Origin of the sequence: Arthrobacter oryzae, from assembly GCF_037911235.1 — a bacterium.
GTDB classification, from domain to species: domain Bacteria; phylum Actinomycetota; class Actinomycetes; order Actinomycetales; family Micrococcaceae; genus Arthrobacter; species Arthrobacter oryzae_E.
Map to the genome: position 1 here is coordinate 1 of NZ_JBBLYW010000038.1, position 14,998 is coordinate 14,998.

Consider the following 14,998-nt stretch of genomic DNA (forward strand, 5'->3'; position numbering starts at 1 on the left):
GCCTCCCGCCGGGGATGCATTTCCCAAGAACTGCCGTATTACCGGATGCCCCGGACGCAACATTGCGTCCGGGGCATCCGCCTTTAACGGGTCTAGCTTCACAGGGCTGACGGGACGCCCGGTGGTGCGTCCGATTAGGGTACGGGTTCGACGTCGTTCGCGTGGTCCAGCGGCGCCGGCACCGGCGCTGCCGGGGCGCCTGCACCGCGAAGCTCGTCGACGCGGACCAGAACCACACCGCCCACAATCAGCACCCCGCCAAGCAGCTGGACGGGACCGGGCAATTCACCGAGCAGCAGCCATGCCCAGATGACGGCGAAGAGCACCTCGGTGAGCGACACAAACGATGCCACCTTCGAACCCAGGGCCCGCGCGGCCACAATGCCCGAAACGTAAGCGAGGACGGTGGCCAGGACAACCAGTCCGCCCAAAGAAACCCACCACGGTGTGACCCACGGTCCGAGCGTGGTGTCCGCCGTGCTGAACGCCATGGGCAGAAGGCCGGTGGCTGCTGCCAGCCACATCACCGCCGCGCCGACCATCAGCCCGCCGGACGCCAGGACGATAGGCGGAAGGGTGTCATTTTCCTTGGCCGTGATGAAGAAGTAGATCGCCAGGCAGACGGCGGCGGCGATGCCCCACAGGACACCGACGAAATCAATCCTGACCGCACCTGTGAGGTCCAGGACCAGGACGAGTCCGCCCAGTGAAAGCAGCGTTCCCGCGATGGTGAGCGCCCGGGGACGCCGGCGGCTCGCAGCCCACAGCCAGAGGACGATGATCACCGGCGCCAGGTACTCGAGGAGGAGGGCAACGCCCACCGAAAGGCGTTCGACGGCGTTGAAGTAGAAGAGCTGGCACGCCGCCACGCCGATCAGTCCGAACAGCAGGATGGTCAGCCAGTTGTCCTTCAGCTGGTGCCAGCGGCCGCGCAGGGCAGGGACAGCCGGGATGGCAAGGATGATGGCGGCACCGGTGAGGCGGGCGGTCACTGCCGCGCCGGGAGTCCAGCCGGTTTCGAGCAGGGACTTGGCAAACGATCCGGAGAGGCCGAAGACGGCCGAGGAAAACAGTGCCACGCCGAGCCCGGAGGCCAGGAAGCCGCCGGGCCGGTGCGCGGCACCGGGACGGGGAACGGCGCCCTGGATAGACGCTTCGGCGCGTTTGCTTACGGCAGGCACGGCTACCTCCTGTCAGGAGTAAAGTGGGGTAATGGTCATGACATTACGCCGGGAACCTGTAAGGAGTCAAGATGGTTTTTGCCCCTGACACTGAAGTGGCGCTCCGCACCGTGGTGGCGCTGATCAACAGCGCGGCCAACGGAGAAGAGCACCTCGCCACGATCGAGGACCTGGACCGTTTCCTCCATGCGGAAGGCTTCTCCGGCGCGAGGACCCGGGATGCCGCTGAACTGGCCAGCGTCCACAAGCTGCGGAGCCAGCTTTCCGGGCTCTGGACCATGGATGAGGACGCGGCAGTTGAGACGGTAAACCGCCTGCTCCGCGAAGCGAACGCGCTTCCGCAACTGATCAAGCACGATGAATGGGACTGGCACCTACACGCCACCACCCGGGAGGCGCCGCTGGCGGACAGGATGGGCACGGAGGCCGCTATGGCGCTGGTGGATGTGATCCGCAGCAAGGAGATGGACCGGATGCTGGTGTGTGCCGCGGAGGATTGCGATGCCGTGGTGCTGGACCTCAGCCGGAACAGGTCCAAGCGGTATTGCGATACCGGGAACTGCGCCAACAGGGCGCATGTGGCCGCCTACCGCGCGCGGAAGGCCGCCTCGTAACGGGAAGCGGGTTCAGCGGGCGCGCTTTGAGGGGGCGTCGCGCCTAGCGGGGATCGCTGCCGGGCGAGGAATCCGTCGCACCGGGAGCCTGTGCGCCCGGAGCCTGGGGGCCGCCGGCCTGGGTGCCGGGGCGCGCGGAAAAGCCGCCGTGTCCGGACGACTTCTTGGAACTCAGGTTGACGCCGGAACCCTTACCGAGGTGGTCGGCATTGTCCTTGTGGCTCATCGAAAGCATCGCGGCAATCACCAGTGTCACGATGAACGCAATGCCCGCTCCCGTGAACGCGAGGTCGAAACGGGGCGTCCGGGCACTGCCGCCGGAGGCGAAAATCAGCACGGCGACGAAGGCAAGGACAGCCCAGAACGCGGAGAACATGAGGGGTCCCTTGACCGAGGTCCGCAGATTGCGCGGCTCTCCTGGTTTCTGGTGTGCCAAGGTGTTTCCTCCCGTGCGGCGCGGCCGGAGCACCGCCGCTTAAGTCAAGCGTTTGTTCTACGCCAAGTAGAACCGTTCGCTACTAGTTTACGGCCTCACTGGAAACGGACCGCGCATCGTGCCGCAGGGTCAGGGCCGCCAGTATCCACAGGACGCCCGAAATGATGGCACCGCCGCCGGCAACGCCGAGCAGGGCGTGTGCTCCGAGGCTGATGAAGAACGGCAGTGCCACGGCCGTCCCCAGCCCGATCACGCCGGAGGCCAGCCAGTCACGGGCCAAGACACTGCGTCCGCGGTACAGGAATCCGAGGTAGAGTTCCGCCGCCCCCAGCACGCCCAGACCCAGGGCCCCCAGGACACCGAACACAAGTTCGCTGCCCAGGAATGCCACAGCCACGCCCGCTCCGGTCACGACGGCGCCGGCGGCTGCCATGACCTTGCCGGCCGGCTGCCTGGCCGCGAGACCGAACTTCCCGAGTCCGCGGAGCAGCGTCACGCCGATGGCCAGCAGGTAAAGGCCGGCCGCCCAACCCATTTCGGAGGCCGAGGGCGACGCCCAGAACACCGTTACCGCGCCGAAGGCGAGGGCAACGACGGCCCTGGTGAGCACCGGCTTCCACAGGTCCGCGGCGGGAGCCGTCAGGGAAGCGGGATCGGCGGGAGATGCGGGGAGGGTCACGGGTCCAGTTTAGTGCGCGGCGGAATCCACGCGAACCGGATGGAAACCGGCCACCGGCCGCAACGGGCAGGACCGTTCGGAATTCCCGCCTAGGGCGAACCCAAGACCATCCACTTGTCGGTCCTCGCCCGCAGCCCCAGGGTCACCGCCCGGGCGGACATGTAGCCCACCGAAAAGGCCGCCCACAGCCACGCGAGCCCCGTGGGCCCGCCAATGTCCGAGAGCCGGACAGCCGCCAGCAGCGGCAGGTACACCGCAAGGTTCACGACGCCGGCAATCGCCAGGTACTTCGCGTCCCCGGCCCCGATCAGGACGCCGTCCAGCACAAACACATAGCCGGCCACCGGCTGCCCGGCTGCGAGGACCCACAGGGCTAGCATCAGCGCCGACTGGACGCCGGCGTCGGACGTGAACAACGCACCGGCCCAGGGGGCGGCGACGGCCAGCAACCCTCCGGTGACCACGCCGAATACCGTACCCCAGCGGATCATGGTCCGGGTCAGTTCGCGCGCCATGGCGGAATTCGCTGCCCCCAGTTCCTTGCCGATCAGCGCCTGGGCGGCGATGGCCAGGGCGTCCAGGGCGAATGCCAGGAAGGTGAAGATGGTCATGGCCAACTGGTGGGCAGCCAGGTTTATGGGGCCTTGCGCCGTGACCACCAGCACGGTTGCGAGGATCGCAATGCGCAGGCTCAGCGTGCGCAGCATGAGCCAGGACCCCACTTTGGTCATGGCACGCACGCCCCGCCAGTCGGGCCGGAGCGAAACTCCGTGGTCACGCGCATTGCGCCGCACGATCACCAGGTACACCAAGGCCATGCCCCACTGGGCAATGCTGGTTCCCACCGCGGAACCGGTCACGGACCACCCCAGGCCGTAAACCAACGCCAGGTTGAGGAGGATGTTCAGGGTGAACCCCGCCGAGGCGACGGCCAGCGGCGTCCGGGTGTCCTGGAGGCCCCGCAGTACGCCGGTGCCTGCGAAAATCAGCAGCATGGCCACGAGCCCGGGCATGGACCAGCGGAGGTAGTCAACCGCAAACTGGCGGACCTCCCCCGTGGCGCCCATCAGGTCGACAAGAAGGTCTGCACCGGCGAACCCTGCCGCCGCGAGCCCCAGGCCCAGGACGAGCGCCAACCAGACGCCGTCCCGGCCAGCCGCGAGGGCCTTGGGAAGCTTGCCCTCACCAATGGCCCTGGCAACGGCCGGCGTGGTGGAATACGCCAGGAAAACCATCAGCCCCACGGCCGTATGAAGCACAGCTGATGCCAGCCCCACGCCAGCCAGCTGGGACACGCCGAGGTGTCCAACGATGGCCGAGTCCGCCAGCAGGAAGAGCGGTTCCGCGATGAGGGCGCCGAATGCCGGGACGGCAAGGCGGAGGATTTCCCGGGTGTTCCGGCCGGCAGGAACGGCCCGAGGGGCGGCGCGTGATTCAGGCACGGAGCCAGCCTAGCCGGAGACACCTGTCACATGCCGCACGAATTAGTTGACTCTTCAACTAATTCTTGGCACAGTTAACTATTGAAACTTCAACGGCACTCCTTGATGGGTGTGCCGCTCCCCGATCTCCGAAACGGTAGAACTCCATGAACCAGTCCACCCTGACCACCACAGCACTCACGATCCTGCGCGTCATTGCGGGCTTCCTCTTCGCAGCCCACGGCTGGCAGAAGTTCAACGAGTGGACCATCGCCGGCACGCAGGCGGCGTTCGCCAAAATGGGCGTTCCGGCCGCTGAACTGGCAGCCCCCGCCGTAGCCACGCTTGAGCTCGTCGGCGGAATCGCCCTGATCCTGGGCGTGCTGACGCGCGTCTTCGCCGCGCTCCTTGCCATCAACATGCTGGGCGCCCTGTTCATGGTCCACGCACCCGCCGGCGTATTCGCCGCGACGGGCGGCTACGAACTGGTGCTGCTGCTTGCGGCCGGAGCCCTGGCGATTGCCCTGACCGGCGCCGGCAAGGTGGCTGTGGACCGGGCCCTGTTCGGCCGCAGCAACTCCAAGCTGAGCGTCCTCGCCTAAAGCGAAGATCACCCCTGGGGGGTCAACCCCGAGTGGCGCCGGGCCGGTCACGCGAGTGGCCGGCCCGGCGTCGTTCGTGGGCGAAACCTAAAGTATTCCCGCTGAGGAATATTACCCGGACACTCCCGTCAGCTCGTTGGGCACATGCGGGAGCTCAGCAGACTTGCTGACCTTTCCGGACGATAGGTCCACGGCATGGATCGAGCTGCTTGAGGGCTCTGTGACATAAGCGGTGGAGCCCTGCACAAACAAGGTCGGGCGGGGGTCCTGCCAGGTTTCGGATTCCTCCCATGCCGCAACCACCGGAACGACTGAGGCGATATTTCCGGTCATAGGGTCGATAATCCGCAAGGCGCCGTCGGTCCCCAGGACCAGGGCCTCGCCGGACGGACCCCTGCCCAGCGACCGGAACGAATAGCTCGCGCCGAGTTCCACGAGCTGCAGGGCGGCCGTCTCCGTGTTCACGAGTGAGATCCGTGTGGGCCGTTCAAGCACGGCATCCTTGTCCACCTTGTAGTCGCCCAAAACCACCGGCGACTCAGGGGATCCCGCCTGGTTTCCCATCCGCCCGTAGTCATCGGGACTGGACACTTTAGAAATCTTCCCGTCCCGGTAGACCAGCATGCCGTTTTCACAGCCCACCACCACGGCGTCATGACCGGCCACCGCCTCGCCGTGAACTCCCGGGCAGTCCTCGCTGCGCACCAGTTCCGCCCGGTCCTGGCCTGTCCCTGCAGCCAGCACCGCAATCCCCCGCCCCGACTCGTCGTCGCCGAGAGTGACGAGCAATTTCCCGTCCTCCAAAGGCACCGCAACGCCGTGATGGGCTTCCGGCGTGGTGTAGACGTCGGTTTCGGGAAGGACGCCCGCTTCTTTCGCCAGCCCGGCCGGGTCAAACACTTCCACCTTGCCTGAACCGTCACTGAAGAGCGCAGTCCTGCCGGAATGGAAGACCGCATGTCCGGACTTGCCGGCCTCGAACGCAACATCCGTCAGTACCGGCGGGGCAGCGTAGGAGTGCCCGTGATCGCCGTGCCTTTCGGTCCACACACCGGCATCAAACACCCTGAACGCGTTTCCCGTCGATACCAGGACGTGCCGGCCGTCCCCGGCGGGGTTCAGCCTATTGAAGCCGTCCAGCCCCGCCTCCCCCACCACCTCCAGCGAGCGGGCGTCGAGCACCGTTATGCCCTCGGCATGGGTCAGCACCAGCCGGGGGGCGGGGCCCTGGACCTCCTGGCGCGCAGGGGGCGACCCGGCGGGCTGGCCGCCGGGCTGCGGATCCGCTCCCGGGACCCGGCCCCCTGAACCCCGCCCGGGATCGGCGGCGCAGCCGCTCAACAGCAGCGCCGCCACGGCGATGCCGGCTGCCGCGGACAACCCGGGCGGACTCGGCCGCGAAGCGGGCTGCGAGCCGGGCTGCAACCCGGGCGGACTCGGCCGCGAGCCGGGCGTCCGGGACGGTGACAGGAAGCGGGATGCGTGGGTCAGTCGGTGGATAACACCAGTTCGGGTCTTCATGCTGTTAATGATAGTGATTCTCATTTACTTCTCAAATTGGGTGCGACTCAGTCATCGAACACTTTTTGACTAAGTTGTGACATCGAATAACAAAAAGTCACAGAAAAGAAACAAGAGCCCTTGACCATTGAAACGATCCACTGCTAAACCTGTACCGATACATCAGGGCAGTACACGCATTATCAGCAGTAACTTCAGTAACACCGGACCGCACCCAAGGGGCCCGCCTGGGCGTGCGGCATGGACCGCGGCGGATGAAGCGCCATATTCATCCCACGCGCTGCACGCTGGCGGCCTTTGGCCGCCCCAGGGCCCATGCTCCAGCGTCACTTCCGCTCCGTCATGCATTGAAGTATTGAAACGATACAAAGTCCAACACTGTGGTTGGTATTTCCACAGGCCATCAAAGGAGATGTTCGTGAGTTATCCCCCACAACAAAGCATCCGGCAGGACGGCCGCTCCGGCCCCCCGCCGGTAGGAAGCTCCGGAACACGGAACGGCAACGGCAACGGCAACGAACGTGACGTCCGCGGCACCGGCGAAAACCGCTTCTCCGGAGCGCGATTCCCCGGCGCCAAGACCATCACCGCAGCAGTGGCGGCGGCGGCGGTGGCTTTTACGGGCCTGCCCGCGGTCCACGCGGAAACGCCGCTGCCGCCCGCCGGTGCAGGCTTCCGCTTTGACTTCGGACCCGGTGCCACCGCTGACGGCTACACCCGGGTGGATGCCGGCCAGGCGTACAGCGCCGCGTTGAAGTTCGGTTTTACGGACACCACCCTGACCTCGGGCACGGACCGCGGCACCGCCGACCCGTTGCGGTCCGATTTCGTCCAGGCCCAGGGCGGAAGCTTCCTGGTGGACCTCCCCAACGGCGACTACACCGTCAAGCTCGTTGCAGGTGACGCCGCCGCAACCACCAACATTGCCATCACAGCCGAGAAGATGGCCAAGGTCCAACTCACGGACAAGCCGGCAGGCCAGTACCTTGAAATGGAATTCCCCATCTCACTCGTGGACGGGCAGCTGAACCTCGACTTTGGCGGCAGTGCGGCCAAGATCAACTCGCTGGTCATCGCTGCCCGCGCACCGCGGACCGCCACTGCGGATCCCGCCGTCTACCTCGCCGGCGATTCCACTGTGCAGACCTATGACGCCGGCTACATCCCGCAGGCCGGCTGGGGCCAGATGATTGACCGCTACTTTGATGACAAGGTTTCTTTTTTCAACCACGCGATTGGCGGACGCAGCTCCAAGAACTTCATCAGCCAGGGACGCCTGGATGAAATCCTGCGCGTCATCAACCCCGGCGACTACCTGATGGTGCAGTTTGGCCACAACGACGCCACAGCGGGTGTTGATGACCGGTATGCGTCCCCCGCAGACTACAAGGAATACCTGCGCACCTACGTCGACGGAACCCGCCAGCGCGGGGCTACCCCGGTCCTGGTGACACCGGTGGGCCGGCGCGATTTTGACGAAGCCACGGGTAAATTCAATGTCAGCTTCCCCGAGTACGTGGACAAGATGAAGGAACTGGCCGCCGAAGAGAACGTGGCGCTGGTGGATCTGTCCGCACTGAGCCGCGCCTACTTCGATGCAATCGGCCCGGAGGACACCAAGTCGGTGTTCCTCCACGTGGATGCGGGCGTGTACCCGAACCGGCCGAACGGAACCGTGGACAACACCCACTTCCAGGAGTACGGCGCCATCCAGATGGCACGGCTGCTGGCGGGCGGCGTCAAGCAGCTCAGCGTTCCGCTGGCCGCACGCGCCACGGAGGCCACCCCGCCGTCGAGCGTTCCCGCCAAGCCCCTGGGCCTGGTGGCCGGCAGCATCTCCAACGCCGGGGCGCTGCTCAAATGGCAGCCCGCCGAAGGCACGGACATTTACAAGGTGTACCGGAAGCTGGCATCCGAACCGGATAGCGCCTACAAACTGGCCACCACGGCAACCATCCCGACCGCAAACCTCGCGGGCCTGGCTGAAGGCACCGCCTATAACGTGCGGATCGCTGCGATGAACGGAAAAGGGCTGTCCGAGCCCAGCGATGCCCTGGCCCTGACCACCAAGAAAGCCAAATACAAGTTCGACTTCGGCCCCGTGGGCGCCCCGGTTGAGGCCGGCTACACCGGGGTCAACCGCACCATGGCGTACAGCAAGGATCGCGGTTTCGGCTTCAAGGACCTTTCGGTCCTCAGCGACCGGGACCGCGGTGCCGTCACCACCGACCTGCTCCGTGACTTCGTGCTCAGCGGCTCCAGCTTCGAGTTCCAGCTGGATGTGCCCAACGGAACCTACGCGCTGAAGAGCTATCACAGCGACTGGATCGGATCCACGCGGACCGACGTGGCAGTGGAAGGCAAGGGCTATGGGCAGGTCTCATCCGGCAAGGAGTCCTCGGCCGAAAAGATCATCAGCCAGGTGCTGGTGACCGACGGCCAGCTCAATGTCACCATCAGCGGTTCCGGCCAGCGGCTCAACGGCCTGGAAGTCACTCCCCTGCTGGTCGGCCCCACCAACCTGCGCACCACCGCCGTGGATGCCGCAGCTGATCCGGCGGCAGTGGCACTCGCCTGGGATGCCGTAGCCGACGCCGCCAGCTACAAAGTGTTCCGGCAGGCAAACTTCGAGGCGCAGCCGCAGCTTGTTGCTGAACAAATCACGGAAACGTCCTTCAAGGACACCACCGCGTTCGCAGGGCTGCCCTACAAGTACTACGTCGTTGCAGTGGACAACACCGGCCTCGAATCAGTGCCGTCCAACACCGTGGACGTGTCCCTGACCGACCCGAACACGCCAGCTCCCGCGGCGCCGGCCAAGGTGGACATCAAGGGCATTGAGAAGAGCAGCGTAAGCCTTAAGTGGCAGAAGGTCAGCGAGGCAGCCGCCTACCATGTGTACCGTTCGACGTCGGCAGACGGCACCTTCGCCTACGCCGGGCGCGGCACCGAGGTGACCTTTACGGACACGACGGTGCTGACCACCATCAGGTACTACTACCGCGTCACGGCCGTCAACAAGGGCGGCGAGTCGGCACCGTCACCTGTAATCGGCACGGACAGGGTCACGGTGGTGAACCGGCAGGCGGAGACGCTGGACCGCGCTCCCGTGGCCCTGCTGACGGAAGGAGGCGTCCGCGTCGGCTGGCGCATGCTGGGCCTGGATCCGGAACAGATCGGCTTCCATGTCATCCGCGACGGCGTCCAGCTCACCGTGGATCCGGTCCGGAACAGCACGTCGTACCTTGACGCCGGCGGAACGGCCTCGTCCAAATACGTGATCAAGGCTGTGGGCGCCGGCTCAGACCAGCTGACGGCCGAGTTCACGCCGATGTCCCGCAACTACCTGGCCATCAAGCTGGACAAGCCTGCGGATGACTACACGAAGGACGGTCAGCCCTACAGCTACTCCGCCGGAGATGCCAGCGTGGCCGACGTCGACGGCGACGGCGCGTACGAAGTCATACAGATGTGGTCCCCCTCCAACTCCAAGGACAACTCGCAGGCCGGCTACACCGGAACGGTGTACGTTGACGCCTACAGGATGGACGGCACGAAGCTCTGGCGCATCAACATGGGCCCGAACATCCGTGCCGGCGCCCACTACACCCAGCTGCTTGCGTACGATTTCGACGGCGACGGCAAGGCCGAAATCGCCATGAAGACGGCGGACGGCACCCGGGACGCAGCCGGAACCGTGATCGGCAACCCGAACGCCGACTACCGGACCAGCAGCGGCTACGTCCTCACCGGCGACGAGTTCCTCACCGTCTTCCACGGGCAGACGGGCACCATCATGGACACCGTGAAGTACGATCCGCCGCGCGGCGACGTGGCGGCCTGGGGTGACGGCTACGGCAACCGCGTGGACCGATTCCTCGGCGCGGTGGCTTACCTGGACGGCGAACACCCCTCCATGATGTTCAGCCGCGGCTACTACACGCGTGCCGTGCTGGCGACGTACGACCTCGTGGCGGGCAAGATCATCAAGCGCTGGATCTTCGACTCGGACGTAGCCGGCACGCAGTACCGCGGGCAGGGCAACCACAACCTTTCCGTGGCGGACGTGGATGCGGACGGCAAGGACGAGTTCGTCTTCGGCTCCATGACCATCGATGACAACGGCCAGCCGCTCTACACGACGGGCCTGGGTCACGGCGACGCGATCCACACCAGCGACCTCGATCCGTCGCGGCCCGGACTGGAGACCTTCGCGGTCCACGAGGACATGAGCTCCAGCGGGAACCGCGGTGCGACATTCCGTGATTCCCGGACCGGTGAAGTGCTGTGGAGCATTCCGGCCCTCAAGGACACCGGCCGCGGCGCAGCCGGGGACATCGATCCCCGCTACGCGGGTGCCGAAGGCTGGGCAATCGGCGGCACCGCGGCATGGAACTCGCCCGTGGGCCGGCTGATGTCAGCCAAGGGCGAGCTGATCGCGGAGAAGATTCCGGCCGCCAACTTCCTGGCGTGGTGGGACGGCGACCTGCTGCGCGAGATCGTTGACCACGATTTCGACGACGCCACATACAGCGGAGTGCCCACCATCAGCAAGTGGAACTGGAACACCGAGACCAGCGACAGGCTGCTGACGGCCACGGGCGCCAAGTCCAACAACGGTACCAAGGGCACCCCCGCCATCCAGGCCGACCTCCTGGGTGACTGGCGCGAGGAAATCGCCTGGCCGTCGTCGGACAGCACGGAGCTGAGGATCTACACCACCGCGGCTCCGACCGACATCCGCCTGCGGACCCTGATGCACGACTCCGTGTACCGCCTCTCAGTGGCCCGCGAGAACATCTCGTACAACCAGCCCCCGCACCCGGGTTTCTTCATCGGTGAGGGAATGGAGATGCCGTCCCAGCCGGACATCGTCTACACCGGAGCCCGCTAAGGAATCCACCCGGAAACGGACGCCGCCCCACCCGCATATGGCGGATGGGGCGGCGTTTGTGTCAGTCCGACCCGCCCGTACGCCGCGTGGTCAGTAAACTCTCAGCATGAGCGAGACTGCCGCCAATTCAGTGACCCTCCGCTTCCTTGCGGCCCCCATGGACGTCGGCCACAGCGGCTCCGTGGACGCCGGCACCGTTCTCGAATGGGTGGACAAGGCGGCCTACGCCGCAGCAGTCGGCTGGGCCAAGTCCTACTGCGTAACGGCCTACGTGGGCAACATCCACTTTGCCGATCCGGTCAACAGCGGCGACATGGTGGAAGTCACCGCCACCATCGTCTACACCGGACGGTCCTCCATGCACATCCGCACGGTGGTGTCCTCCGGCGATCCCAAAGGCGGACCGGCCACCATGCGCAGCCAGTGCATGGTGATTTTTGTGGCCGTGGGGCCGGACGGGAAGCCTGTGCCGGTGCCGCAGTTCGAGGCCTCCACCCCGGAGGAGATCGAGCAGCGGGACCACGCCCTGGCCCGCATCAAGGTGCGCGAAGACATCGTCAAGGCGATGAACGCGCAGGAATATACGGACGCCGGCACCGCCGAACGGGTCGTCCTCCGCTTCATGGCAGCCCCCACGGACGTGAACTGGGGCGGCAAGGTGCACGGCGGCATCGTCATGAAATGGATCGACGAGGCCGCCTATGTGTGCGCGTCCCGGTACTGCGGCAGGGACACCGTCGCGGTGTTTTCCGGCGGGGTGCGCTTCTACCGGCCGTTGCTGATCGGCCACGTGGTGGAGGTGGAGGCCCGGCTCGTGTACACGGGCACCAAGGGGATGCATATTGCCGTGCACGTCCGGTCCGGGGATCCCAAGGGCAGGGAGATGAATCTGACCACGTACTGCCTGACCGTCATGGTGGCCAGGGACGCGGCCGGAAACTCGGTACCGATTCCGCCCTGGGTTCCGGTCTCCGAAGAGGACAAGCGCCTGCATGCCCACGCCCGGGAACTGCTGGAGATCCGGGGCCGGGCGCCGGGAAACCGGCTGCCCAACCACCTTCTCACCGCAGGCGGGGTCCATGAGGCCCCGCAGGCCGGCGGCCAGTAGCCGCTAGAAGCCGCCGCCTCCGGCGTCGGCGGCCATGTTGGCGAACCGCGAATAGTGGCCCTGGAATGCCACCACAATGTCCTTGGTGGGGCCGTTACGGTGCTTGGCGATCAGGATGTCGGCCTCGCCGGCGCGCGGCGATTCCTTGTCGTAGACGTCCTCGCGGTGAAGCAGGATGACCATATCGGCGTCCTGCTCGATGGAGCCCGATTCACGCAGGTCAGAGACCATCGGGCGCTTGTCCTGGCGCTGTTCGGAGCCACGGTTCAGCTGCGACAGGGCAATCACGGGCACCTGGAGTTCCTTGGCCAGCAACTTCAGCGCACGGGAGAACTCGGAGACTTCCTGCTGTCGGGACTCCACTTTCTTGCCGGAGCTCATGAGCTGCAGGTAGTCAAGGATGACCAGCTTGAGGTCGTGCTGCTGCTTGAGCCGCCGGCACTTGGCCCGGATCTCCATGAGCGACATGTTGGGGCTGTCGTCAATGAACAGCGGGGCATCGTTCATCCGGCCCATTGTGGTGGCAATCTTGGACCATTGCTCGTCCTTGATGGTGCCCTTGCGGAGGTCCTGGAGGCCGATGGTGGCTTCCGCGGACAGCAGGCGCATGGCAATCTCGTTCCGGCCCATTTCCAGGGAGAACATCACCGTGGCCAGGTTGTTCTTGATTGCAGCGGACCGGGCAAAGTCCAGCGCGAACGTGGACTTACCGACGGCCGGGCGGGCAGCGATGACGATCATCTGTCCCGGGTGCAGGCCGTGGGTCAGCTCATCCAGTTCGTAGAAGCCCGTGGGGACGCCCACCATCCCCTCGCCGCGGTGGCCTGAGGCTTCGATCTCGTCCACAGTGGATTCCATGACGTCTTTGAGGACCACATAGTCCTCGGCGGTGCGCCGCTCGGCGACAGCGTACACCTCGGCCTGCGCCTGGTTGACGAGGTCTTCCACTTCTCCGTCCGAGCCGTAGCCAAGCTGGACGATCTTGGTTCCGGCATTGACCAGCCGGCGCAGGACGGCACGCTCGGCAACAATTTCCGCATAGTACCCGGCGTTTGCCGCCGTGGGGACGGTCTGGATGAGTTCGTGAAGGTAGGCGGGTCCGCCGATCCTGTTGATCTCGCCGCGCTTGGTCAGCTCATCGGAGACCGTCACGGCGTCGGCAGGCTCACCGCGGCCGTAGAGGTCAATGACGGCCTCGTAGATCGTCTCGTGGGCGGGACGGTAGAAGTCCTGGCCCCGCAGGATCTCAACGACATCGGCAATGGCGTCCTTGGACAGCATCATGCCGCCCAGGACTGATTGTTCAGCGGGGATGTCCTGGGGCGGCTTGCGACTGCCTTCGGAACTCCGGGTGCCCTCGATTGAGTCCAGGTGCGTAACTGACAAAGCTGCCGTCCTCCGTTGTGTACCGCGGCGGATTCCTCTTGCCGTCGGTGCTGTAGCTATCTGTCGTTGGGATGCCCTGCCCAGCGGAACCCCGCTGCGCGGCAGGACCAGTACTACCACCGGGCACTGACAGCCCTAATACGCAGGCTGGGCCGGCACCCGCTGTTCCGGCCTTAAATCCAGTTATCCCCAGTTTGCGGAGGTTATCCACAATTGAGCGTTCACGTCCGCCGCGGGGTGGATGCCAAAGGGCTCCGGCCAAGCGGCGGAATCAACTACTCGTGCCCCAAAAACAGGTATCCCGCTACGTTAGTACCCCTGCTCCGGCCCACCAAGCCCACATACATGCACAGCTGTGGATAAGTTGTGGACTAAGGGCCGCTGCTTGTGCACAGCCTGTGGGGTCACCTGTGGAAACAAAAAAAGTTTGACGGCGGATATGCTTCTGACCTGCGAAAACGCTCAAAATGCCGTGTGGATTAAAGATATTTTGGCGGAACGTTCATCCACAGCTTGCAGGTTCATATTGGGGATACCGGCCAGTAACGCGAGCTCCAGTGACGTGGAATATACGCTCCCTGTGATTTGCGCCACGGCGAAGGTCGCGAATTGACGCCAGCACCTGCTGGCTGTATGCGCCGCCCAGAATATGCTGTGGATAACAGCGAACTGGCATAAGCTCTTGGTATGGGCGATGTGTTAATAGTTATGCTGCCTGCCCTCATCCTTGTGGCAGTGATCTGGGCGGTTTCCACGGCACTCAAACCGCGGGACACCGGCATCTCCGACGCAGAGCGCTACCAGCTGGAACTGGCTCTCCGGTCGCAGGCGCACTACGCCTCCCAGGTGAAGGCGGCCACGGCCGCGCGGGCGCGCGTTGATGCAGCCACGCGGCCCAGCCAAAACGAGCAACAGCAATCACAGCAGGCCGACCACGCGCGGGCGGCCTTGCGCGCCCAGGCCGGGTCAGGTCCGGGCGTGGGCATGCACGGCTACCAAGGCCCGGTCCTCCCTGGGGGCCAATTGAACCCGCAGTTCGCCCTGCAGCTTCAGTCCATGGCCCGCAACGGCCAGAAACTCCAGGCCATCAAAATGCTGCGGCAGGCAACTCATTCAGATCTTTTGACCGCCAAGAATTACATAGATCGGCTGTAGC

At 65.3% G+C, this 14,998-nt stretch carries 11 protein-coding genes; 5 read left to right on the forward strand and 6 right to left on the reverse strand.

Annotated elements, in window-relative coordinates:
* Nucleotides 1-134: 134 nt before the first annotated feature.
* Nucleotides 135-1,148, reverse strand: a complete 1,014-nt coding sequence (locus WMN78_RS11240) for an EamA family transporter (protein ID WP_340534017.1) — start codon at nt 1,146-1,148, stop codon at nt 135-137.
* A 104-nt stretch (nt 1,149-1,252) separates the two neighbouring features.
* Between WMN78_RS11240 and WMN78_RS11245 the strand changes: the two genes are divergently transcribed.
* Nucleotides 1,253-1,795: a CGNR zinc finger domain-containing protein gene (locus WMN78_RS11245; RefSeq protein ID WP_340533808.1), complete on the forward strand. Its 543-nt coding sequence runs from the start codon at nt 1,253-1,255 to the stop codon at nt 1,793-1,795.
* Nucleotides 1,796-1,838: 43 nt separating this feature from the next.
* On the opposite strand, the gene WMN78_RS11250 is transcribed toward WMN78_RS11245, so the two are convergent.
* From WMN78_RS11250 to WMN78_RS11260, 3 genes are all read right to left on the reverse strand, one after another.
* The gene (locus tag WMN78_RS11250) at nt 1,839-2,231 is read right to left on the reverse strand and encodes a hypothetical protein (RefSeq protein ID WP_340533809.1); all 393 of its coding nucleotides are present in this window, start codon (nt 2,229-2,231) and stop codon (nt 1,839-1,841) included.
* Nucleotides 2,232-2,313: 82 nt separating this feature from the next.
* A complete protein-coding gene (locus tag WMN78_RS11255) occupies nt 2,314-2,910 on the reverse strand; it encodes a hypothetical protein (RefSeq protein ID WP_340533810.1) in 597 nt (198 codons plus the stop codon).
* A gap of 89 nt (nt 2,911-2,999) precedes the next feature.
* A complete protein-coding gene (locus WMN78_RS11260) occupies nt 3,000-4,352 on the reverse strand; it encodes an MATE family efflux transporter (protein ID WP_340533811.1) in 1,353 nt (450 codons plus the stop codon).
* Between the two features lie 146 nt (nt 4,353-4,498).
* Between WMN78_RS11260 and WMN78_RS11265 the strand changes: the two genes are divergently transcribed.
* Entirely contained in the window at nt 4,499-4,933 is a 435-nt protein-coding gene (locus WMN78_RS11265; protein WP_340533812.1) for a DoxX family protein, read from the forward strand.
* 111 nt (nt 4,934-5,044) lie between these two features.
* Here WMN78_RS11265 and aztD read toward each other — a convergent pair whose 3' ends face one another.
* The gene (gene aztD / locus WMN78_RS11270) at nt 5,045-6,454 is read right to left on the reverse strand and encodes a zinc metallochaperone AztD (protein WP_340533813.1); all 1,410 of its coding nucleotides are present in this window, start codon (nt 6,452-6,454) and stop codon (nt 5,045-5,047) included.
* Nucleotides 6,455-6,872: 418 nt separating this feature from the next.
* On the opposite strand from aztD, the gene WMN78_RS11275 reads away from it, so the two are divergent.
* Nucleotides 6,873-11,348, forward strand: coding sequence for a fibronectin type III domain-containing protein (locus WMN78_RS11275; protein WP_340533814.1), 4,476 nt, complete (start codon nt 6,873-6,875; stop codon nt 11,346-11,348).
* A gap of 106 nt (nt 11,349-11,454) precedes the next feature.
* On the forward strand, nt 11,455-12,456 hold the full coding sequence (locus tag WMN78_RS11280) for an acyl-CoA thioesterase (protein ID WP_340533815.1): 1,002 nt from the start codon (nt 11,455-11,457) through the stop codon (nt 12,454-12,456).
* Nucleotides 12,457-12,459: 3 nt separating this feature from the next.
* On the opposite strand, the gene dnaB is transcribed toward WMN78_RS11280, so the two are convergent.
* Complete coding sequence (dnaB, locus tag WMN78_RS11285) at nt 12,460-13,842, reverse strand: replicative DNA helicase (RefSeq protein WP_043479700.1); 1,383 nt, start codon at nt 13,840-13,842, stop codon at nt 12,460-12,462.
* Between the two features lie 687 nt (nt 13,843-14,529).
* On the opposite strand from dnaB, the gene WMN78_RS11290 reads away from it, so the two are divergent.
* Nucleotides 14,530-14,997 carry a hypothetical protein gene (locus WMN78_RS11290; RefSeq protein WP_340533816.1) on the forward strand — a complete coding sequence of 156 codons (468 nt, stop codon included), beginning with the start codon at nt 14,530-14,532 and terminating at the stop codon, nt 14,995-14,997.
* The last annotated feature ends 1 nt before the right edge of the window (nt 14,998 follow it).